Annotated in this window: 21 protein-coding genes; 14 read left to right on the forward strand and 7 right to left on the reverse strand. The window is 68.8% G+C overall.

Features of this window, described 5'->3' with window-relative positions; all coding sequences use genetic code 11:
• Position 1: 1 nt before the first annotated feature.
• Entirely contained in the window at positions 2 to 2,851 is a 2,850-nt protein-coding gene (locus ACLJRM_RS41855) for an ATP-binding protein (protein ID WP_410666205.1), read from the forward strand.
• 56 nt (positions 2,852 to 2,907) lie between these two features.
• Here ACLJRM_RS41855 and ACLJRM_RS41860 read toward each other — a convergent pair whose 3' ends face one another.
• A complete protein-coding gene (locus ACLJRM_RS41860; protein ID WP_101607269.1) occupies positions 2,908 to 3,279 on the reverse strand; it encodes a MerR family transcriptional regulator in 372 nt (123 codons plus the stop codon).
• A gap of 93 nt (positions 3,280 to 3,372) precedes the next feature.
• Between ACLJRM_RS41860 and ACLJRM_RS41865 the strand changes: the two genes are divergently transcribed.
• The 10 genes from ACLJRM_RS41865 to ACLJRM_RS41910 all read left to right on the forward strand — a co-directional run bounded on the left by ACLJRM_RS41865 (position 3,373) and on the right by ACLJRM_RS41910 (position 14,258).
• A complete protein-coding gene (locus ACLJRM_RS41865) occupies positions 3,373 to 4,578 on the forward strand; it encodes an MFS transporter (RefSeq protein WP_410666206.1) in 1,206 nt (401 codons plus the stop codon).
• Between the two features lie 83 nt (positions 4,579 to 4,661).
• Positions 4,662 to 5,234, forward strand: coding sequence for a TetR-like C-terminal domain-containing protein (locus ACLJRM_RS41870; RefSeq protein ID WP_168214298.1), 573 nt, complete (start codon positions 4,662 to 4,664; stop codon positions 5,232 to 5,234).
• A 94-nt stretch (positions 5,235 to 5,328) separates the two neighbouring features.
• Positions 5,329 to 6,087 carry an SDR family NAD(P)-dependent oxidoreductase gene (locus ACLJRM_RS41875; protein WP_410666207.1) on the forward strand — a complete coding sequence of 253 codons (759 nt, stop codon included), beginning with the start codon at positions 5,329 to 5,331 and terminating at the stop codon, positions 6,085 to 6,087.
• 11 nt (positions 6,088 to 6,098) lie between these two features.
• Entirely contained in the window at positions 6,099 to 7,130 is a 1,032-nt protein-coding gene (locus ACLJRM_RS41880; protein ID WP_410666208.1) for a phosphotransferase, read from the forward strand.
• Positions 7,127 to 8,464: an aspartate aminotransferase family protein gene (locus ACLJRM_RS41885; RefSeq protein ID WP_410666209.1), complete on the forward strand. Its 1,338-nt coding sequence runs from the start codon at positions 7,127 to 7,129 to the stop codon at positions 8,462 to 8,464. The genes ACLJRM_RS41880 and ACLJRM_RS41885 overlap by 4 nt, the downstream gene beginning before the upstream one ends.
• A 13-nt stretch (positions 8,465 to 8,477) precedes the next feature.
• The gene (locus tag ACLJRM_RS41890; protein ID WP_410666210.1) at positions 8,478 to 9,239 is read left to right on the forward strand and encodes a 5-oxoprolinase subunit PxpA; all 762 of its coding nucleotides are present in this window, start codon (positions 8,478 to 8,480) and stop codon (positions 9,237 to 9,239) included.
• Positions 9,236 to 10,135, forward strand: coding sequence for a 5-oxoprolinase subunit B family protein (locus ACLJRM_RS41895; RefSeq protein WP_101607262.1), 900 nt, complete (start codon positions 9,236 to 9,238; stop codon positions 10,133 to 10,135). Before ACLJRM_RS41890 ends, ACLJRM_RS41895 begins: the two co-directional genes overlap by 4 nt.
• The gene (locus ACLJRM_RS41900) at positions 10,129 to 11,118 is read left to right on the forward strand and encodes a biotin-dependent carboxyltransferase family protein (protein ID WP_410666211.1); all 990 of its coding nucleotides are present in this window, start codon (positions 10,129 to 10,131) and stop codon (positions 11,116 to 11,118) included. The genes ACLJRM_RS41895 and ACLJRM_RS41900 overlap by 7 nt, the downstream gene beginning before the upstream one ends.
• A gap of 120 nt (positions 11,119 to 11,238) precedes the next feature.
• Entirely contained in the window at positions 11,239 to 12,483 is a 1,245-nt protein-coding gene (locus tag ACLJRM_RS41905) for an MFS transporter (RefSeq protein WP_101607260.1), read from the forward strand.
• Between the two features lie 29 nt (positions 12,484 to 12,512).
• The gene (locus ACLJRM_RS41910; protein WP_410666212.1) at positions 12,513 to 14,258 is read left to right on the forward strand and encodes a CocE/NonD family hydrolase; all 1,746 of its coding nucleotides are present in this window, start codon (positions 12,513 to 12,515) and stop codon (positions 14,256 to 14,258) included.
• A 48-nt stretch (positions 14,259 to 14,306) separates the two neighbouring features.
• Here the strand turns inward: ACLJRM_RS41910 and ACLJRM_RS41915 are convergent, their stop codons facing one another.
• The 3 genes from ACLJRM_RS41915 to ACLJRM_RS41925 all read right to left on the reverse strand — a co-directional run bounded on the left by ACLJRM_RS41915 (position 14,307) and on the right by ACLJRM_RS41925 (position 16,021).
• Positions 14,307 to 14,429: a hypothetical protein gene (locus ACLJRM_RS41915; protein WP_255414910.1), complete on the reverse strand. Its 123-nt coding sequence runs from the start codon at positions 14,427 to 14,429 to the stop codon at positions 14,307 to 14,309.
• Between the two features lie 128 nt (positions 14,430 to 14,557).
• Positions 14,558 to 15,352 carry a hypothetical protein gene (locus ACLJRM_RS41920; RefSeq protein ID WP_410666213.1) on the reverse strand — a complete coding sequence of 265 codons (795 nt, stop codon included), beginning with the start codon at positions 15,350 to 15,352 and terminating at the stop codon, positions 14,558 to 14,560.
• 6 nt (positions 15,353 to 15,358) lie between these two features.
• Entirely contained in the window at positions 15,359 to 16,021 is a 663-nt protein-coding gene (locus ACLJRM_RS41925; protein ID WP_410666214.1) for a papain-like cysteine protease family protein, read from the reverse strand.
• 174 nt (positions 16,022 to 16,195) lie between these two features.
• On the opposite strand from ACLJRM_RS41925, the gene ACLJRM_RS41930 reads away from it, so the two are divergent.
• Positions 16,196 to 17,185 carry a TrmB family transcriptional regulator gene (locus ACLJRM_RS41930; protein WP_410666215.1) on the forward strand — a complete coding sequence of 330 codons (990 nt, stop codon included), beginning with the start codon at positions 16,196 to 16,198 and terminating at the stop codon, positions 17,183 to 17,185.
• 34 nt (positions 17,186 to 17,219) lie between these two features.
• Here ACLJRM_RS41930 and ACLJRM_RS41935 read toward each other — a convergent pair whose 3' ends face one another.
• From ACLJRM_RS41935 to ACLJRM_RS41945, 3 genes are all read right to left on the reverse strand, one after another.
• Positions 17,220 to 17,969, reverse strand: a complete 750-nt coding sequence (locus tag ACLJRM_RS41935) for a trypsin-like serine protease (RefSeq protein WP_101607255.1) — start codon at positions 17,967 to 17,969, stop codon at positions 17,220 to 17,222.
• 913 nt (positions 17,970 to 18,882) lie between these two features.
• Positions 18,883 to 19,152 carry a GlsB/YeaQ/YmgE family stress response membrane protein gene (locus tag ACLJRM_RS41940; protein WP_101607254.1) on the reverse strand — a complete coding sequence of 90 codons (270 nt, stop codon included), beginning with the start codon at positions 19,150 to 19,152 and terminating at the stop codon, positions 18,883 to 18,885.
• Between the two features lie 87 nt (positions 19,153 to 19,239).
• Positions 19,240 to 19,728 (reverse strand): MarR family winged helix-turn-helix transcriptional regulator, encoded by a 489-nt coding sequence (locus tag ACLJRM_RS41945; RefSeq protein ID WP_410666216.1) that lies wholly within the window; start codon positions 19,726 to 19,728, stop codon positions 19,240 to 19,242.
• A gap of 69 nt (positions 19,729 to 19,797) precedes the next feature.
• On the opposite strand from ACLJRM_RS41945, the gene ACLJRM_RS41950 reads away from it, so the two are divergent.
• Both ACLJRM_RS41950 and ACLJRM_RS41955 read left to right on the forward strand, forming a co-directional pair.
• Positions 19,798 to 21,003, forward strand: a complete 1,206-nt coding sequence (locus ACLJRM_RS41950; RefSeq protein ID WP_410666217.1) for an FAD-dependent oxidoreductase — start codon at positions 19,798 to 19,800, stop codon at positions 21,001 to 21,003.
• A gap of 191 nt (positions 21,004 to 21,194) precedes the next feature.
• Positions 21,195 to 22,091 carry a dienelactone hydrolase family protein gene (locus tag ACLJRM_RS41955; protein WP_410666218.1) on the forward strand — a complete coding sequence of 299 codons (897 nt, stop codon included), beginning with the start codon at positions 21,195 to 21,197 and terminating at the stop codon, positions 22,089 to 22,091.

The following is a 22,091-nucleotide window of genomic DNA, read 5'->3' on the forward strand; positions in this document are numbered from 1 at the left end:
CATGGTCGACGGGCGCGCGGATCCTCTCTCCGGCCGATTCCGCTCCCCGCCGATGATCGGCCGGGACGCCGAACTCGCCGCCCTGCTCACCGCGGTGCGGCACCCGCCGTCGGCCGTTTTCGTGGAAGGCCAGGCCGGGGTGGGCAAGTCCAGGCTGGTCACCGAGTTCGCCGCCGCGGCCGCCCGCGACGGTGCCCCGCGAGTGATCACGGGCTCGTGCCAGCCGCTGTCCGACCCGTTCCCGTACGGAGTGCTCCTCGACTGCCTCAGCCAGTGCGGCGACCTGCTGGTCGAGCCCGGCCCGGTGACCGGTGCGCTACGGGACCATCTGCCCGAACTCGCCGACCGCCTGCCACCGGCGCCGCGCGCCCTCGATGATCCCGGCGCCGAGCGGCACCGGGTCTTCCGCGCCGTGCGCGATCTCCTGCGTTCGCTGGGACCGGTCGTGCTCGTGCTCGAGGATCTGCAGTGGGCGGACGAAAAGACCCGCCGGGTGTTGCGCTTCGTACTGGCGAACCCGCCGCCGGACCTGTCGATCGTGGCCACCTACCGTCGCGAGGATCTGCCGTCAGTGGCACCACTCGGCCACTCCTTCCACCTGCCGCACGGAGTGACGGGGCTCGATCTGGTCCTGCGCCCCTTCGGTGCGGCGGACGTGCGCGCCATGATCGACGCGCTGGTGGGAGCCACCGTGACGTCGCGTCGGTTCGCCGAAGCCGTCCTGCACGAGACGGCGGGGATCCCTTTCGTGGTCGAGGAAACGGTGCGGGCTCTGCGCGACCCGGTGCGGGACGTGCGCGCCGAAGGTGACTTGGCTTGGCGGGTCCTCGAGGGAATGGACGTGCCTGCCTCGGTGGCGGAGGCGATCGAAGAGCGGCTGGGTGCCTTGCCCGACGCCGCGCGGACCCTCACCGAGGCCGCCGCGGTGCTGGGTGTCCCGGAGACGCCCGAGGTGATGGGCGCCGTGGCGGGAGAGGTGACCGCGACGCACCTGATCGCGTCGCTGGAGTCCGGTGTGCTCGTGGAGGAAACGGCCGACAGATACGGTTTCCGGTACGACATCGCCAGGCGCGCGGTGTACGCGTCGCTGCCGGGTCCGCGAAAGCGAGAGCTGCACGAACGCGCCTTGGCGGCGCTGTCCGCCCTCGACCACGCACCCGTCGCCCGCCTGTCCGCCCACGCCAAAGCGGCAGGCATGAAAGCCGAGTGGCTGCGCTACAGCGAACTCGCCGCCAAAGTCGCGGAGGACGCGAACGACGTGTCCACCGCGGTCGACGTGCTGGTCGAGATCCTGGGCGATGCCGAGACCAGCCCCGAGGTCGCGAACCGGCTGGCGACCAAGCTCTGTGACTACGCCCTGACGGGACTACCCGGCGGGATGATGACCGCGCGAGTCGAAAGCCTGCTCGTGGACCCGCGCCTGGCCCCGGACGTCCGAGCCCAGGTTCATTTGTGGTTCGGGCTGTTGCTGCAGCGAGAGACCGGGTCGCTCGACCGCGGCGCCGAGGAGATCGCCCTCGCCCTCGGCCTGCTCGGCGACCAGCCGGAATGCACGGTGCGCGGCATGGCGGCGATGGCCGGGCCGTATCTGGGGTCCGCGTCCATCGCCGAGCACCGGAAGTCGCTCGACCGGGTCGAGGCGACCCTCGACCACCTGCCCACCCGGGCACTGTGCACCGCACTGCTGGCCACGACGCTCGGCGGGCGGCTGATCGTCGGAGACCCGAGCACCTGGGGGCGCATCTCCCGGCTGCCGTCGCCATCGGATGTGCACGACCCCGACGAACTCCACCATCTGGCTCGGGCCCACTGCAACCTGGCGGATGCCTGCTCGTGGATCGGGCACTACTCCAAGGCCCGGGAGTTCCTGCGCGGCGGGATCACCTTGGCCAAGCGGAGTGGGTCCTCTTACGTCGTCGGCACCGCCGAGGCCACGGCGGCCCGGCTCGACTGGCTCAGTGGACGATGGCAGGGACTGGAACAGCGACTCGACCGCTTGATCGAAAGCTATGAAGACCTGCTGCTGACCACGGACCTGCACCTCACGCGAGGCTGGCTGGCCACGGCACGGGGCGAGTGGGTGCGGGCGGAGAAAGCTTTCCAGGCGGCGACGGGTCCGCACCCGACGGCGCAGGTCTTCCCGGTGGGCATCTCGGCGGCAGGCGGTATGGCCGGCATGCTCCTCAGCCGGGGCGAGACCGCCGCGGCGGAGGAACACGTGAGATGCGGCGTGATGATGCTGCGGAACAAGGGCGCGTGGATGTGGTCGGGCGACATCCTGCCCCAGGCCGTCGATTACCACCTGGCAGTCGACGACGTCGACTCGGCACGGGTGCTCGTCTCGGAAACAGCCCATGGTCTACGAGGAGTCGACGCCCCACTGGCCCAGGCGGGACTGACCGCCTGCCGCGCGCGGCTGACCGCGGCCACGAACGACCATCAAGAGGCAGGCCGGCTCTACCGGGAAGCAATCGACCAGCACTGGGACCTGGGCTTGTCCTACCGGGCCACCCAACTCGCCGAGCAGGCCGAGGGTGAAACCTTCACCGACGCCGCGGTGCTCGAAGCCCTGACCCAGTCCTACGACGCCTTGGGTGCCACGGTCGACGCCGCCCGCTGCCGCCACCGCGCCCGCAGTACCGGGACAGCCACCCCATCGCCTCGTGGCAGACGCGGATACGGCAGCGAACTCTCCCCGCGCGAACAGGACGTCGCCCGCCTCCTGGCAGGCGGCCACACCAACCAGGAAATCGCACAGGCCCTGTTCCTGTCCCGTCGCACGGTCGAGGAGTATGTGGTCAAGGTTCGCCGCAAACTGAACGTCTCCTCCCGCCACGACGTCCACCTCTGACGAGGCGCTCCGGACGAGGGAACCTGACCGCAGTTGACCAGGGGGCCCGATATCGGTCAGGAGACTCGGATATCGCCGCGTACGGCGTCGAGGTAGTCGGTGATGGCTCGGTGGTTCTTGGTGAGGCATGCGATCTTTTCGGCCATGCGGTCGCGTTCGTGTTCGAGCGTGGCGACCATGTCCGGCGTGACGTAGGGCATGTGGATCGTGCGCGGGGTGTTCAGACAGGGCAGGATCTGCTTGATGATCCGGGTGGGCAGCCCCGCGTCGAGCAGGCCTCGCACCTGGAGAACCCGGTCGACGACGTACTCCTCATAGTCCCGGTATCCGTTGGGCAGTCGATCCGACTCGATCAGTCCCTGCTCCTCGTAGTAGCGCAGCAACCTCATCGGAGTCCGTGTGCGCGTCGACAGCTCACCGATCCGCATGTCCCTCTCCTCGCCTCTGCGGGCTGGTTTCATGTGACTCGGCGGATACCGCATTTGACCTTCACACTAATGTCACTCATTGATCATAGGGCCATGACACGACCCCAGACTCTGCCAACTCACTCGACGACGAACGCCCGGCTCCCGCTGGCGGCTCTTCTGGCGTTGGCCACCACCGGGTTCATCACGCTCCTGACCGAGACGATGCCCGCCGGGATGCTTCCCGCGATGAGCCGAGACCTGGGTGTGAGCGAGAGTGCCGCCGGACAGAGCGTGACCGTCTTCGCGATCGGGGCGATCCTCGCCGCGATCCCGCTCACCAAGGCGACGATCGGCTGGCCGCGCCGACACCTGCTGCTGGTGGCGATCACAGGATTCGCGATCGCCAACACCGTCACCGCGTTCTCCGAGAGCTTCGCGCTTACGCTGGCCGCCCGGTTCCTCGGCGGCATCGTCGGCGGGTTGCTCTGGGCGCTGTTGGCCGGGTACGCGGTACGGATGGTTCCCTCACATCAGCGCGGCAAGGCAATGGCGATCGCGATGTCGGGCGCGATCGTCGCCCTGTCCATCGGAGTTCCTGCCGCGGCGCTTCTGGCCAAGCTCATCGAGTGGCGATACGCGTTCGGGATCATGACCGTCCTGACGCTCGCGTTGATCGTGTGGGTCATCGCGGCGGTGCCGAACTTTCCCGGACAGGCGAAGGGCTCACGGCTCCCGCTCACCCGCACCTTCCGCATTCCCGGCGTAGCGCCCGTGCTTTTCGTGACCCTCACGTTCGTACTCGCCCACAGCATCCTCTACACGTACATCGCCCCGTTCCTCACGCCACTCGGCATGGCAAGTCAAGTCGACGCCGTGCTGCTCACCTTCGGCCTGGTGTCGCTGGTGAGCATCTGGATCACCGGAGCGCTCCTCCATCGGCACCTGCGCCTCCTCATGATTCTCGCGTGTGCGCTCTTCGCGACATGCACGCTGCTGCTCGGCATCTTCTCCGGCGTGCCCACGCTCGTCTACGCCGGCGCAGCGCTCTGGGGGCTCGCGTTCGGCGGCACCTCCACCCTGCTGCAGACCGCGGTCGCCGAAGCAGCAGGTGACGCCGGCGATGTCGCCCAGGCACTCCTCACCACCGGATGGAACATCGGAATCGCCGGTAGTGGCATCATCGGAGGCCTCGTCCTCGGCGGATTGGATGCGTCCTGGCTGAGTTGGGTCGCGCTCGCACTGCTCGTCCCCGCACTCGCCACGGTGCTCGTGGCACGCAAACACGGGTTCACCAAGGGAGAACTCGGCAGCCGCTGAACCGCTCTACGTCGGCAACGGAGCCCAATCGGAGACGACGTGGCTCCAACGACAGCCCCGCCAGCGGGCGTTAGCCTGGCTCTATGGCAGACACTCGCCCTGGAGGCCGTACGGCCCGTACGCGCACCGCGGTGCACACCGCGGTGCGCGAGTTGTTCGCCGAGGGGCATGACCAGCCGTCGGTGCGGGAAGTGTCCGAGCGGTCGGGTGTGCACGAGGTGACGATCTACCGGCGCTGGGGGCGGATCGAGTCGCTGGTGCTCGACGTCGCGGTCACGCAGCTCAACGAGGAGTCGCCGTTTCCGGACAGCGGCGACCTGCGCCGTGATCTGCTCGACTGGGCACACGCGGTCGCCGGACAGGTGAAGACGCGTGAGGGGTTCGCGCTGTTCCACGCGCTCGCCGCGGCGACCTCCCCGCTCGCCGGTGGCAAGCCCGCTCCGACCGCTGACGACGCCGCCCGGTATCTGCGGCAGCGCACCACTCAGATGCAGCGGGCGTTGGACCGGGTCGAGGCGGCGGGGGGCAAGCCGCCGACGGTCGCCCACATCTTCGATGTCGTGCTCGCACCTATCTACCTGCGCGCGGTCTTCGGCTACGAGTCCCCTGACCAGGACCTGGACGCCCTGGTGGACCGGGCGCTGCGCACAGCCTGAGCCTTACCGCAGGAAATCTTGCATTAGCTGTTCCCCTGGCGCATACTCCTCGTTAACGTAAGTTTTCTTACATTAAGCGGCCGAGGGAGTATTCATGGCTGGCAGCACACAGACGCTTCGCGACCGGGTCGCCATCGTCACGGGCGCGAGTTCGGGCATCGGAGCGCAGATCGCGCGCGAACTCGGTGCCGCAGGTGCCCGGGTCGCCCTGGTGGGACGGGACGCGCAGCGCCTCGAGACGGTCGCCGCGGAGCTGAGGGCGGCGGGCGCGGAGGCCGAGCCGATCGCCGCCGACCTCACGACCGGCGCCGGTCCCGGGAAGGTCGTCGACCGCACGCTCGCGCGCTTCGGGGGCATTGACGTGCTCGTGCACGCTGCCGGGATCTTCCTGCCGACGCCGTTCGCCGACACCACCGACGAGCAGCTCGACGACCAGTGGGCGACCAACGTCCGGGCGCCGTTCCGGCTGACCAGGGCGGCCGCCGGACACCTCGGTGACGGCAGCAGCGTCATCTTCGTCTCCTCCATCTGCGGGCACGTCGGTTTCCCGAACTCAAGCGCCTACTGCGCGACCAAAGGCGCGGTGGAGCTGCTGGTCAAGTCACTGACCGCCGAATTCGCCCCGCGGGGCGTCCGGGTCAACGCGGTCGCTCCCGGCAACGTGCGGACGAGCATCAACGCGCACCTGCTCGAAGATTCCGACTACGAGCGCCAGATGCTCGAGTCCACCCCCGCCGGACGGGTCGGCGAGGTCGGTGACATCGCGCCGGCGGTCGCCTTCCTCGCCTCCCCCGCCGCCTCCTACATCCACGGTTCCAGCCTGCTGATCGACGGCGGCTGGGTGGCTTCGTGAGGAGCTCCGCCATGCCCGGCTTCCGTGAACTCGTGACAGCGAGCGGCCTCGACGCCGTCACGGAGCACCTCGACGAAACGCTGGTGCTCGCCGCGCTGCGAGACGTGCACGGCCTGTCCGGCAGGCTCGAACGCGTCGCCTCGGAGAAGGACGAGACCTTCGTCCTGCACACGGCAGGCGCCCGCCACCTGGTGAAGGTGGGTGGTGAGGGCGAATCGGCCGAGGATCTCACGCTGCAGACGGCGGTGCTGCGCCACCTCGCGCGCACCGCGCCCGGCCTGCCGATCCCGGTCGTCCGGTCCGGTGTGGACGGAGCGGACGTGCACGACATCGCGCCACTGGACGCGAGCGGTCCGAGGCTGCTGCGGGTCCTGTCGTACCTCCCTGGCGAACCGCTGAGCGGGAGTGAGGCCGATCCGGCACCCTTCGGGGGCTACCACGCACAGCTCATCCGCGCGCTCGCCGGCTTCCGCGGTGAGAACCAGGAACGGACCTTGATCTGGGATCTGCGCCATCTCGGCGCTCTCGCTCCCGTACTGGACACAGTGGACAGTGCGGACCGGATGCTCGCGCGCGATGTGCTCGCCGAATTCGCGCTCCACGTCCGGCCCGCCGGACTGGACACCCAGGTGGTGCACAACGACTTGAGCCCGCACAACCTCCTCGTCGGCTCTCGTGGAGCCTTGACCGGGATCCTCGATTTCGGCGACGTGGTGCGCACGGCGGTGGTCTTCGACCTCGCGATCGCGTTGTCGAACCTTCTCGAGGTGGACGCCGCCGACCCGTGGGCGGTCCCGCTTTCGTGGCTGCGCCACTATCTCCGCATCAGGCCGGTCGCCCAGGAAGAACTCGAGCTTCTTCCGTTGCTGTCGTCAGCGCGATTGGTACAGCGGGCGCTGATCTCGTCGTGGCGGGCCCGGCGGGATCCGGCACGCGCGGCGTATGTGCTCTCGCACGCCTCCCGTGATTGGGCGACGGCTCGAGTGACGTTCTCCGGTCTGGACGCCGCGGCCGAACGGGTACTCGCGGAGTCGCGGCGATGAGCCGCCCGCGCGGGCCGGAAATGGTCAACGGCTTCACCGGCGCGTCCTTGGCCGCGCAGCCGCCGCACATCCGGGACCTCCTCGTCCGGCGTGAGAAGGTGCTCGGGCCGGGCTACCAGCTGTTCTACACGAACCCGGTCGAGGTCGTCCGCGGCAAGGGCGTACACCTCTACGACTCCGCAGGCAACGAGTACCTCGACGCCTACAACAACGTCGTCTCGCTCGGACACTGCCATCCCGCCGTCGTCGAGGCGGTCACCCGGCAGCTGTCGACGCTCACCACGAACACCCGCTACCTGCAGGCCGACCTGCTCGACTTCTCCGAACGGTTGCTCGCGACGTTCCCCGCGGAACTCGACCGGGTCACCTACACCTGCACCGGCTCGGAAGCGAACGACCTCGCCTTGCGCATCGCGCGGGCGCACACCGGCAACACCGGGATCATCGTCACGCGCAACGCCTACCACGGGGTGACCGCCGAGGTCGCGGCGTTCTCCCCGTCCCTCGGCCCGACCTCGCCGCTGGGACCGCACGTGCGCACGATCAGCGCGCCGGACCCCCTGCGGCAGGGCGCCTCGGTGGTGGTCGAGCTGCGCACCGAGATCCGGGCGGCCATCGACGATCTCCGGCGGCACGGGTTCGGGGTCTGCGCGCTCGTGGTGGACAGCATCTTTTCCTCCGACGGCGTGCAGCCGGTTCCGACGGATCTGCTCGGCGTACTCGCCGCCGAGGTCCGTGCGGCGGGCGGGGTCTACCTCGCGGACGAGGTCCAGGCGGGGTTCGGCCGCACGGGAACGGGATGGTGGGGCTTCGGCAGGCATGAGGTCGTGCCCGATCTGGTGACCCTGGGAAAGCCGATGGGCAACGGGATCCCGGTGGCCGCGACGGTGCTGCGGCACGAGGTCGGCCAGGCGTTCGGCCGGAACGTGCGCTACTTCAACACTTTCGGCGGCAGCAACGTACCGATCGCCGCGGCCGCGGCAGTGCTCCGCACCATCGAAGGCGAAGGTCTCATCGACAACGCCCACGAGATCGGCGCACAGCTGAAGCGGGGGTTCGCCCGCATCGTCTCGGACCACCCTCGCCTCGCCGACGTGCGCGGCGCCGGGTTGTTCCTCGGAATCGAGGTGACCGCACCGGAAAGCACGGACCCGGACCGGGTCCTCGCCCAGTCCCTTGTGGACGATCTGCGCGAACACTTCGTGCTCGTGTCGGCTTCCGGGCCGCACGGCAACGTCATCAAGATCCGGCCACCGCTGGTGTTCGACGCCTCCGACGCCTCACTGCTGCTCGAACGCTTCGCCGATTCGGCCGCCCGAATCCTTCCCATCTGATCCGGAGGTGATCATGACCGCACCGACGATCGACCTGAACGCGGACGCCGGCGAAAGCTTCGGCCGGTGGACGCTCGGCGACGACGAAGCCTTGTTCCGGCACATCACGACCGCCAACATCGCCTGCGGCTATCACGCCGGCGATCCGGCGACCATGCGGTCGTCCCTGATCCGCGCACGGGAGGCGGGGATCGCCGCGGGCGCCCACCCCGGCTACCCGGACCTGCTCGGCTTCGGCCGCAGGACGCTGCCCGCGACCGACTCCGACGTGGTCGACTACATCCTCTACCAGGTCGGCGCGCTCGCCGGGCTCGCCGCGGTCGAGAACGTGCCCCTCACCCATGTCAAACCGCACGGCGCGCTCATGGGGCGGATCTGCCGTTCGCCCGAGCTGGCGACCAGGGTCGCGCGGGCACTCCAACCGGTCCTCCCGGGCGTGCCGCTGATGTTCGCGCCCACCGAGGCGATGCGCGCGGTCACCACGGCGGGGTTGCCGGTCATCCCGGAGAACGCGGCCGACCTCGACTTCGACCAGGACGGGATCAACATCGTCGAGCCGGTCCCGCGAACCAAGGACCCGGAAGCGATCGCGGATCGTGCGCTGGAGATGGCGCGCGGCACCGTCCGCACGGTCGGCGGGACGGTGATCCCGATGCCGGTGCGCTCGATTTGCGTACACGGTGACCGGCCGAACGCGGTCGCGGTCGCGGCGGCCGTGCGACGGCGCCTCGAATCGGCGGGATTCCTCCTGCGCGCCCCCGAGCAGGCGCCATGAGCGGCTACGAGTTCTTCGCTGACGGCGCACGGGCCAGCTTCGGTGGCGACGAGTTCGTGTTCGTCGAAGTGTGCGAAGGGATGGACCTCGCGCAAGCGCTGCGGATCCAGGCGATCACCGGGGAGCTGGCCCGGCGCGAGTTGCCCGGCGTCCTCGATGTCGCCCCGGCCAACGCGAGCTATCTCGTGCGCGCCGACCCGGACGTGCTGCACCCGCGCGAACTCGTGCGAGCGCTGGCCCGCTTGCACGACCGGTTCGGGGAGGCGGGCTCGGTGGCGCTGGACACGGAGATCGTCGAGATCCCCGTGTGGTACGCGGATCCGGAGACCGAGCGGACCTGCCTGAAGTTCCGGGACCGGCACCAGTCGCCGACGGAGACGGACATCGCCTACACCGCGCGAATCAACGGGCTGGCCTCGGTGGCCGACCTCGTCACCGCGCACACGTCGGCGCCGTTCATCGTCACCTTCCCGTGTTTCAAGCCGGGCAACACCGAATGCGTCCAGCTCGTGCCGCGCGAGCGGCAGATCCAGGCGCCCAAATACCTGCGGCCGAGGACGGAAACCCCGGCCAGGGCGGTCGCGCACGGCGGCGCGTTCACCGTCGTGTACCCGACCGCGGGGGTCGGTGGCTACCAGCTGCTCGGCCGCTCCCCCGTCCCGGTCGCCGACCTCACCCAGCGGACTCCCGGGTTCGAGACGTCGAAGGTGCTCGCCACGATCTCGACGCTGCTGAGCTTCCGGCCCGTCCCCGGCGAGGAGTACGAGCAGTTGCGCACCGACTCACGCGAAGGCCGGTACCGGTATCGGCGCGCACCAGTGCGCTTCGCGCTCGCCGAGTTCCTCGCCGACCCGGCAGGCTATCCGCGCACTTTGGAGGCGGCGTTGTCATGCTGACAGTCCTCTCCCCCGGCGCCCGCACCCTCGTCCAGGATCTCGGCCGCGACGGGCAATACGCCATCGGACTGCCCCCTTCGGGAGCGCTCGACCAGTACTCGCACCGCTGCGCCAACCTGCTCGCCGGCAACCACGAGAACGCGGCGACGCTGGAAATCACCATGATCGGACCGGCACTGCGCTTCACCGAACCGGCGACCGTGGCGGTCACCGGCGGCGAAGCCGACGCCGACGTCGACGGCGTGCCCGTGTCGTGCTGGCGGACACTGTTCGTGGAACCCGGCCAGGTGCTGCGGATCGGCACCCTGCGCACCGGTTGCCATGCCTACCTCGCGGTGCGCGGAGGGATCGGGACCGAGCCGTTCCTCGGGAGCCGGTCCACCTACCAGAGTTCGGCGATCGGCGGGCACGACGGCCGGGCGCTCGTCTCCGGCGACATCCTGCCGGTCGGCGACGAGACCGGGGCCTTCGGTCCCGGCGCGGGCAGCACCGTCGATCCCCGGCTGCGCCCCGTTCTCGGCGGGCACCAGCGCCTCCGGCTCGTCGAAGGACTGTGCCGTCACCGGTTCACCGACGAAAGCGTCCGCGAGTTCTTCTCCTCGACGTTCACCGTCTCGCCCGAATCCGACCGCACCGGTCGCCGCCTGATCGGGCCGGCACTGCGGTTCGTCGACCGTGAAGCCCCGTTCGGCGCGGGCGACAACCCCAGCAACGTGGTCGACCTGGGCTACCCGGTGGGATCGGTGCAGGTACCCAACGGCGAGGAGGCCATCTGCCTGCTGCGCGACGCCGTGACCGGAGGTGGCTACGCGACGATCGGCACGGTCGTGAGCGCCGACCTCGACGTGCTCGCGCAGCTCAAGGCACCGGACACGGTCGGCTTCGTGCCGGTGTCACTCGACCAGGCGATCGCAGCCCGCCACGAGCGTCACGACCGGCTCAAACAGGTGCGGCACGGCCTGCGACTGCTCTCCCTGTACTGAATCCCGTTCCGGCACCATCCGGCCGTCCCGGAGGACGGCGCGAACCCCCGTTCGCCATCCCGCACGTGCCCGCGTGCCGTCGACTTTCCGTACCCCACTCCTGCTCCGAGGAGCACCGCCATGACCACCCCCGATCTCGCCGGCTCCACGCTGACCGGCAGCACCCCGGCGTCCGGCGCCGCCAAGTGGACCTTCCGGACCCTGCTCATCCTGCTCGTCCTCGACCTGACCTACCTCGTCAACGCGATGGACCGGCAGGTGTTCGCCATCCTGCTGCCCGATATCAAGCAGGCCTACGCGCTCACCGGCAACCAGGCCGGGACGCTGTCGACGATCTTCACCCTCGGCATGGGCCTGGCCGGTATCCCGGCCGGCTATCTGGCCGACCGGATCGGCCGGAAACGGATCATCATCGCGAGCCTTCTGCTGTTCTCGATCACCTGCGCGCTGCAGGCGACGGCGGCCGGGCTCGTCGACCTGACCGTGTGGCGGATCCTGTCCGGTGTCGGCGAAGGAGCCCAGAACGCGGCGCTGTACGCCGCTGTCGGCGCGTACTTCCACCGCAACCGCGCGGTGGCGATCGGGTCGATCAACGCCGCGTTCGGGCTCGGCGCGTTCGCCGGTCCGCTCTTCGGCGGCGCGCTCCTGTCTTCGACGGGCGACTGGCGCGTCCCGCTTTACGTGTTCGGCGCGATCGGCCTCGTGATCCTCGTCGTCCTCATCTTCGCGGTGCCGCGGTCGGTGACGGAGATCGGCCGCCACGAGGAACCGCGCACCACGTCGGCACCGGGCGATGCCGTCCGCTTCTTCAACCGGCGCGTCGTCTGCTGCACCATCGCCACCGTCGCCGCGGGCTTCACCATCTACGGCTACCTCGGGCTGTATCCCACCTATCTCCGCGAGACGCACGGCTACGCGTCCGACCAGACCGCGCTCGCCGCCGGCATGTTCGGGCTCGGCGCGCTCACGGCGGTCTTCTGCGGCATCTTCGCCGACCGGTTCGACCAGCGGCTGGTCAACGTGGCCGGATTCGCCGCGATCGCCGGATGCGGGGCCGGGATCTTCGTCCTCGGCACGACCTATCCCGCGCAGCTCGTGTTCTCACTGTTGCTGGGGGTCGCCTTCACCGGGGTCGTCTACACCAACACCAGCGCGCTCATCCAGCGTTCGGTGCCCAGCGCGAAGGTCGGCCGGGCGACGGGCCTGTTCGTCGCGGCCATGTACATCCCGGCGAGTTTCTCCGGTTATTTCTTCGCGGCCACCAAAACCGCCTTCGGCTGGCAAACCGCCGGGGTCATCCAGTTGTGCGCCATCCCGGTCGTCGGCCTCGTCGCCATGGCCGCGATGGGCAAGGCGCGCGACTGACCACAAAGGACAGAAGAAGAAAGGAAGCCATGACACAGCACTACGAGCCCTACAGTGAAGTGCGTGACGGCATGCGGGTCGACTGGGATGTGCGGATCACGATGAGCGACGGGGTGACGCTCGCCGTCGACATCTTCCGGCCGGACGACGACGGGCCGCACCCGGTGCTGCTGGCGGCCAGCCCGTACGGCAAGGGACTCGCGTTCGCGGAGGGGTTCGCGTCCGCGTTCTCCGCTCTCGTGCGTGAACACCCCGAAGTGGCGGAGAAGTCGACCAGCGCGTACCAGGTCTGGGAATACCCGGACCCGGAACGGTGGGTCCCGGAAGGCTACGCCTGCGTGCGGATCGACGTGCGCGGTACGGGCGGCAGCGAGGGTGAGATCGACTTCTTCTCCCCGCGTGAGACACAAGACCTCTACGAAGCGATCGAATGGGCAGGCGTCCAGCCGTGGAGCAACGGCAACGTCGGCATGCTCGGCATCTCGTACCTCGCGACCAACCAGTGGCAGGCCGCCGCACTGTCCCCGCCGCACCTCAAGGCCATCTGCCCGTGGGAGGGCGCGTCCGACTTCTTCCGCGAGTACACCCACCACGGCGGGATCCCGTCGGAGTTCATGCCCGGCTGGGCGCCGCACCAGGTGCTGCGCATCCAGCACGGCCGCGCGGAGGCGCCGGTCAACCCGAACACCGGCCGTAAGGTGTCGGGCAAACCGGTGCGCACGGAGGAGGAACTGCGGGCGGCCGCGATCCGGATCTCCGAGGTACTGCTCGACCGGCCCGTCGTCGACGACTACTACCGGGACCGCACCGCGGTTCTGGAGAAGATCTCCGTGCCCGTGCTCACCGCAGCCAACTGGGGCGGTATGGGCCTGCACTCGCGAGGGAACTTCGAGGGCTACCAACGCGTTTCGTCCGAGCGGAAGTGGCTGGAAGTGCACGGGCTCGAACACTGGACGGAGTTCTACACCGACTACGGCCTCGATGTGCAGCGGCGCTTCTTCGACCACTTCCTCAAAGGCGAGGCCAACGGGTGGGACGACCAGCCGCCGGTTCAGCTGCAGGTGCGCACGCCCGATGGCTTCTTCCCACGATACGAGCGGGAATGGCCTCTCGCGCGCACGGAATGGACCGAACTGCACCTCGACCTAGACACCGGTGCCTTGACCGACCGCGCTCCGGCCGGCGCGCAGCACTCGGAGTTCGTCGCGCGGTCGGAAGGACTGATGTTCACCTTGCCGCCCGCCGACCGGAAGGTGGAGTACACCGGCCCCGCGGCGCTGAAGCTGTTCGTCTCGTCCACGACCGAGGACGCCGACCTGTTCGCCACGGTGCACCTGTTCGACCCCGAGGGCACCGAAGTGCTTTTCCCGACCGCCTTCGAGCCCCACGGCCCCGTCGGCCAGGGCTGGCTGCGCGTCTCGCACCGCGAACTCGACCCGGACCTGTCGCGACCGTACCGGCCATGGCAGCGGCACACCGAGATCTCCCCGCTGGTCAACGGGCAGGTGTATGAAGTGGACGTCGAGATCTGGCCACTGTCGATCGTCGTCCCGGCCGGATACACCCTCGGGGTGTCCGTGCGCGGCCAAGACTATGAACACCACCTGCCCGGGCCGCACGAGATCGTCTACGGTCGTGAAATTCGCGGTAGCGGCGCCTACTGGCACGAGCTCCCCGGCGACCGGGACCGGCCGGCCTTCCACGGCCGGACCACCCTGCACAGCAACGAGAAGCAGCGGCCGTACCTGCTCCTGCCCCGGATCCCGCGCGGCTGAGTACCGCCTTGTCCGGTGGCTGCCGGCCCTGCCCGGCAGCCACCGGTATCACAGCAGTGTCGCTTCCAGAACGGCGAAAGGGCTGGGGGTCGGCGCGATCCGGTCGAGAGTGAAACCGGCGCTGTCGAGCAACGCCCGGTATCGGCCTTCGGTGCGTTCCCTGCCTTCCAAACGGTGAGCATCGTGACATCCATGGCTTTGCTCGGACGATCTGCGCGCCTACGAGTCCATGATGTGGATGCCCTTGCCCGGTTCCCCATCGCGACCTTGGTGCTCGCCCGGCTCATCGAAGGGTGGGGCTAGGCCGCGCGCTGCTCGGTGCCGGGCCGGCCGATACCAGCTTCGCGTGCGCGCCGTCGTAGCACCAGAACCACCGCGGCCGCACAGAGCAGGAGCACGCCCGCGGCCACCCAGACGACACCGGGAACGGGCATCTCGTTCGGATCGTCGCTGACGAACCCGAGCTCCCCCTTCCGATCGGCCGGGCCACCGGGAAGCCGGTCACCGTACCGTTTCGCGACCTGCCGCTGGTAGTCGGCGAGGGGGACGGGCTCGCCGACGGCGTTCTGCGGCAGGCTCGCCCGCAACAACGTGACCTTCCCCGGTTCGAGGGCGTACCAGCCGTTGATCTGGGGCTCACCGAGTAGCGCGGCTCCCGGAGGGAGGGACTCCGCGAGCTCGCGTTCGTCCTCGCCCGACAGCGCCGCCTCGGCCGTCCAGCCGTCAGCGCCCTGTGGCGCGACCTGAAGCGTCGCCTTCCGGCCGTCGGCAGCCGTGACCACGACGGCGACATAGGCGAGCCTTCCGGCGGGCGCACCGGGAATCCCCCGGACGAAATCCGGATTGATCGCGTAGGCGGGTATGCCCTTTCCCGCGATGCCCAGCGCTCCCGGTGCGGGAAGCCCGCCCTGTTCGAGGTTCGTTCTGGCGATGCTCGCCGCTGCCGGGGTGTGTGCGGCGGCGACGGCGGCCGAGAGCCGGGCCGCGTCGAGACGCGGTACTTCGTCGCTTCGGGCACCGGCGGCGGGTGAGAACGCCACGGCGGCGAGCAGGATCGCCGCCAGCAGGGAGATCGCTCGAACAGGACGGGCCATGACGGGTCAGCCTTTCCTGATGCCGCTGATGGTGTCGGCCCAGCTGAACGAGCTGTTGCTCAGATAGCTGTTGTAGGTACGGGTCTGGTAGCGCTGATACGACGGCCACGGGTCGCCGTAGTTGATCGTGGAGTTCCCGGCGTCGTAGCCGTAGATCGTCTGGGCGTGGTAGCCGCCGTTCGACCAGTTGATGTCCGCCATGATCGGCTGCCCCGCGTCGATCTGGCGCCGCACCTCGTTCCACGACAGCGCACTGTCCACATAGGTGGCCTGGAACCCGGTGTTGCGGAAGCCCTGGGCGATCTCGGTCATGTAGGCCGTTTCGTTCGGACAGTATCCGACCGCGGTTCCCTTGGTCTCGGCACAGAACTCGTCCTGGCTGATCGAAGCGCCGAGCGCCTGTTCGATGCCGGCGCCGTCCGCCGCCCAGCACCACATGTCGTACTTCTGTTCCAGCTGGGTGTAACGCAGGACCCGCTTGGCCGCGACAGCGTCCTTCGCCGCGCCGCTCGCGATCTTCAGGTGGGTGTTGTCCGCGACCTTGGAACTTTCGACGCCGCCGGGACGCCCGGTGTCCGTCGCCTGTGCGACGGGGGCGAGCACGACCACCGCGGCGAGCGCGGGCACCATCAGGAACGTGCCGGTGACGGCACGACGAATCGCCTTCATTCTTTTCTCCATAAGGGATTTCGAGGAATGAGCACCGCGGTCCGCCTAGTTTCGGCCGACCTTTCCCCTCGATCAACCGACTAAAGTCGAATCGGATCGGCGTTTGTGCGCCAGTGGCGCACGAACGCCTTTCCTCGGCTACGGTGCATGGCACCCTTGTCCGAGGAGGCGACGATGCCGAACACCGATCCGCTCTACGAACATTTGCGCAGCCTCGGACTGCGCAAGACTCAGGCGCGGATTTACGGCGCGCTGCTGCGAAGCGGCCCGTCCACGATCGCCGATCTGGCGTCCCAGGTGGACTTGAACCACGCCAAGACCGAAGCCGCGCTCACCTCTCTGACCGCACTCGGCATGACGACCCGCGCAGTGGGCGAGGACAGCGAAACCGTCGCGCCCCTCGACCCTGCCGCCGCCGTCAAACTCCTGACCGCGGGGCGCGAAGCCGAACTGACGGCGGCGGGGCAGGGCACCCTGCAGACCTACCAGCGTTATCTCAGGCACTCCCCCGCACCGGCGGGCCCGGACGCCATCGAGTTCATCTCCGACGAGATCCTGCAGGACAAGGTGTGCGAACTGGAACACAGCGCCGCGGAGCGGATCCGCCTCCTGGACACCCCGCCCTACGGCGCACCGACGATCGACAACCCGATCGAACTGGCGAACCTCCGGCGAGGCGTCCGCTACCAGGTGGTGTACGCGCGGGCATCGGTCCAGGACGCCCGGTACTTCCGTGACAACATCGCCCCGTGCATGGCGGCCGGCGAACAGGCGCGCGTGGTGGGCACGGTCCCGGCCAAGATGATGATCGTCGACGACCGCGCGGCCCTGGTCTCCCTGACCGCCGCGAGCGCCGACCGGCACCGCAACGCGATCCTCGTCCGCGAGTGTGGCCTGCTCCCCGCGTTGTGCGCGCTGTTCTCCTCCGTCTGGGATCGCGCGAGCCTGCTGTCGGAACGCGGCGAGAAGGTGGACGGCCTGCGCGAGGAGGACCTGCGCCTGCTCGGCCTGCTGGCCGGTGGCGCCACCGACGAGGTCGCCGCCCGGAACCTCGGCATCAGCAGACGCAGCGTGACCCGCAGCGTCGAGCGGCTGATGGCCGCCACGGGCTCGACCAGCCGCTTCGAACTCGCCTTGAACGTCGCCCGCGCCGGCTGGCTGTGACGGAACAAGCCGGCGATAGGCGGCCCGGTCCGGATCAGGCGCCGATCACCTGGTGGATTTCGTCCAGCACCAGGGAGACGTTGCCCGCACCCGCGGTGCGGTCGCGGTCCGAATCGTTCTCCACCGCGACGATGGTGTCCCGCTGCCCCGGTCCGGTGGCCATGATCGGGCCACCGGAGTCGCCACCACCGGGAATGCCGGTGATCCGGCCGAGGCAGAGGTCCCGGCCGTCTCCGCCGCCCGGCGGGGTGAACCGTTCGCAGCGCGCTTGGCCCGGGGGAAGCACCCGCTGAACGGCCTCTTTGAGCACATCGGACTGACAGGTGGTCTCGTCCTCCTGACACGTCGCGCCCCACCCGTACTGCCGCACGATCTGCCCGGGACGCACGGAATCCGGAGCGGGGAGCCGGGCGGGCTTGACGTCCATCGGCGGCACCCTGATCAGCATCATGTCCGCGATCCCGACGCCGTGGGTGCTGCCGGGCACCGGCCGCACGGTCGTGCCCTTGCGCTGGTCCAGATCGCCCACCCGGAAACTGATGCGGGAATCGTCGATCTGCTGTCCCGCGTCGAAGTAGCAGTGCGAGGCACTGAGGATCCACTCACGGCTGATCGCGGTCGCGGTGCAGAACGGCGTCTCGTCGACCACCATCCGGACCGCCCATGGCGCATAGGTGCTGACCGAACCGCCGATCACCGCGGAGGCGGCGGGGGCGGGGACGACCGCACCGAGCGCCACCAGCGCGGGAAGCATGACCAACCTGGTCGAAGTACGGAGCTTCATCGTGCGTTCTCCTCGGTCCTTTGTGGAACGGTGGGATCGTCCCATTCTCACCGACACCGGGAACTTTCGCGAAGGCGCGCTTTCCGCGCAACCTCGACACCGGTCGCACGTCCACTCCGGACATCGCAGGTCACCGTTGATCTTCCGGCACCACCGCCGCCGCGAAGTGCCCGGCCGGACATCGAAGTGTGTCCGGTCGTGCAACGCGCCAGCCTGACCGGCAGACGAAAGCGGGTCGCGCCATCCCTTCGCTGGCTTCAAGGTCGGGAGGCGGCCTCGGCGGCGTGGTTCTGGACTGACCTGCGGGCGCTAATCATCCCAAGAGTGTCCACAAGGGACACTCTCTGGCGGCTGAATGTCCGGTTGATGGCTAGATGTGCGGTTTTGAGGGGTCGGTCCTGTCTCGGAGTTCGATGACACCGGAATCTCATCGCAGCAGGTTCGAGCGTGGAGGATCGGGGACACTCAACGTCCCCGATCCTCCGTCGATCGAGACCGTGCCACCCCCGCAACCTCGCGAACGGCAGCCGAGTGGGGAGGATTTGAGACGTTCAACGTCCCAAATCCTCCCCACTCGCCCACATCGGCATCCAGAACAAGCCCTACAAGCCCACCGAGATGACATCAGGATCCAGTGGGCAGGCCAATACCGGTCCACCAGAACCCGAATCGCCACTCACAACCCCGACCACAAAGCGTGCATATGGGCAACAATCAGACATTTAGCCCGGCCGAAACTGTCCCTTGTGGACGCTCGAGATGTGGCCGACTCTCGTCGGACGGTCCAGATCCGCGACGCCGAAGGCTCCCCTCACCACATCGTACGCGGCTAAGGGAGCCTTCAATCCGGCACGACCCGCCCCTGAAACACCTAAACGGGACACCTGCACCACAAAGTGTCCCTTAAGGACAATCAGGAGCGACGGCTCTTGCGGCCGGTCACCTTGTTGTAGATGACCAGGACGATCACCGCGCCGATCACCGACCCGATCCACCCGGCGGGCTGGAAACCGCGGATGCCGACCGTCAGCAGGCCGAACAACAGACCGCCCACCACCGAGCCGACCACACCCAGCACGATCGTCCGCAGCAGGCCGATGTCGTCCTTGCCCGGGACCAGTGCTCGCGCGATGAACCCGGCGATCAGGCCGAACAGAATCCAGCCCAGGATGGTCCAGAACATCTTGTCCCCTCACTTCGGTCGAACGGCACTTTCACAGTACGGCGCGGAAGTACACCGGCGCCAACCGCAGCCTGGTAGGGCCCTCGTTCATGGCCCCAATCGCCGGTTGGCGTTCTCCGTCGCCTCGGTGATCTTCGACAGGAACGCGGTGACGACACGGAGTTCCTCGGGGTCGGCGGCGTGGAGCGTGGCCGCGATCTCGGTCCCGGCGAAGGCGAGGAACCGGCGGGCGTGTTCTCGCGCGGCGGGGGTCGGGCGCAGGGTGACCCGGCGACGGTCGCTGCTCTCGCGGCTGCGCTGGACGTGACCGGCGCTTTCGAGCCGGTTCAGCAGAATCGTGGTGGCCCCGGTGGTCATGGCGATCCGCCGGGACAGCTCCGCCGGCGAGAGCGGTGTGCCCGCTTCGGCGGCCCAGGTGATCTGGCCCAGTGCGTTGGCGTCCGAAACGGGCAGCCGCATCCAGACGGCGAGATGCCGGTGCATCTCACCGAAGCCGACAGCCCAGTCTCGAAGCCGCTGCATCACCTCGATCTGGATCGGTGTCCAGTTTTCGGTCAACGGGTCGGCATTGGCCATGCGAGCTCCTTTGCACCATAGTAGCTTTGCAGTAAAGCTACTACGACGGCTACCGACAGGGGAACTCGAATGACCACTCGACATGCCGTGGTGTCCGGCGCGAGCATCGCCGGACTTTCTGCCGCTTTCTGGCTTCGGCGCACCGGCTGGGAGGTGACCGTGCTGGAACGGGCGACGGCGTTTCGCGACGGCGGGCAGAACGTCGACGTCCGCGGTGTCGGCCGCGAGGTGCTCGCCAGGATGGGCCTGACCGACGCGGTGAAAGCGCAGAACACCACCGAGACCGGCACCGTCTTCGTGGACGCTTCCGGCGAAGTGCGGGTGGAACTGCCCTCCGACGGCGCGACCGCCGAACTCGAAATCCTGCGCGGCGATCTCGCCGGCACGATCCTGCGGCAGCTGCCCGAGGGAGTCGAGATCGGGTACGGCGACCCCATCGCCGCGGTCCGGGAAGAGGCCGACGCGGTCACCGTGACCACGAGCGCCGGCCGGGTCCTGCGCGCCGACCTGCTGGTCGTCGCCGAAGGGGTCCGCTCCGCCACCCGCGACCTGCTCTTCGAGGGCCAGGTCGACCGCCGCGCGCTGGGCATCACCATGGTCTTCGGCACCATCCCGCGCACCGCCGGCGACGACAGCAGATGGCGCTGGTACACCACGGTCGGCGGACGGCAGGTCCACCTGCGCCCGGACCACCACGGCACCACGCGCGCCATCCTCGCCTGCACGGAGGCCGAAGATCCGACCCGGCTCGACCGGGCCGAGGCCCTGACCCGGCTCCGCGACCGCTTCTCCGGCGTGGGCTGGGAAGCGCCCCGGATCCTGGACGGGTTCGACGGCTCCGACGACGTCTACTTCGACCATCTCACCCAGATCCGCATGCCGGTCTGGCACCGCGGGCGGGTGTGCCTGGCCGGTGACGCCGCCTGGTGCGTGACCCCGATGGGCGGCGGCGGCGCCTCGCTCGCGCTCGTCAGCGGCTACGTCCTCGCCGCCTGCCTGTCCGGCACCGGATCGGGCTCCCTCACCCCCGGGCTCACGGCCTACGAGAACTGGATGCGACCACTCGTCGACGACGTCCAGGGACTCCCCCGCTGGATCAAACCCTTCGCCTTCCCCCGGACCCGGTTCGGCCTGACGTTGCGTAGAGCGGCCGACAAAGCACTCATGACACCGGCACTGGCACCCCTGATGGCGAGGTTCACCAGGGTCGCCGAAACCGACCGCGCGTTGCCGTCCATCACGGCGACGGGAACGGCGACGGGAACGGCGAGGTGAACGACCCGGGCGGACACCGCGCCTGAATGCCAATTCCTCCCGGGCGGACTGTCACTCGGACGCGCGATTCCCCACCGTGAGAACCCGATTTCCGCCGGTACGTGTTTTCCACGACGTTCAGGCGAATGCGTTCCTCTATACCTGGAACCCCGTTCCGGCGTCGGAGCGGTTCTTCCGAGAGGACATGCGCAATGAAGCGTCGACCACAATGGACCGCCGCGATCGCCGGTGCGGTGATCGCACTGCTGGTGGCCGTGCCGGGAACATCGGGTCTGCCCGTCGGCGGAGTCGCGTCGGCGGCGACCACCGAGGAAAGTCCTTACGCTCGAGGGCCTGCTCCGACGAAAGCCACTGTCGAGGCGACCCTCGGGTCGTTCCGGATCGCGACCGAGAAGGTTCCGTCCGGGCAGGGGTTCGGCGGCGGGACGATCCATTATCCGACCGACACCGGTCAAGGCACTTTCGGTGCGATCGCGATCGCACCCGGCTTTCTCGAAACCGAGGCCGCCGTCGCCTGGTACGGCCCGCGGCTGGCGTCACAGGGCTTCGTGGTCATCACGTTCTCGACCACGAGCACCTGGGACACCCCGGACGTCCGATCGGAGCAGTTGCTCGCGGCCCTGCGTTACGTCACGGACAAGAGCCAGGCCAGGAGCCGGGTGGATCCGAACCGGCTGGCCGTCATGGGGCATTCGATGGGCGGCGGTGGTTCCCTGATCGCCGCGCAGAAGGCCCCCACCCTGAAGGCGGCCATTCCCTTGACGGGCTGGAATCCGAACACGATCTTCTCCGACCTGAAGGTCCCCACCTTCGTCGTCAGTGCCCAGAACGATTTCATCGCACCGGACGGTGCGCATTCCCGCCCGTTCTACCAAAGCCTTCCCGCGTCGTTGAACAAGGCGTACATGCTGCTCGCGGGCGCCGGGCACATGGTGCCGACGAAACCCAACGTGACCATCGCCAAATACAGCATTTCGTGGCTGAAGCGCTTCGTGGACGAAGACACCAGGTACGACCGGTTCCTGTGCCCCCTCCCGGCGAACGACCCGAAGATCGCCGCCTACCAGGGAACGTGCCCACTCACCTGA

This window comes from Amycolatopsis sp. lyj-84 (assembly GCF_046549075.1).
Classification (GTDB): Bacteria; Actinomycetota; Actinomycetes; order Mycobacteriales; family Pseudonocardiaceae; genus Amycolatopsis.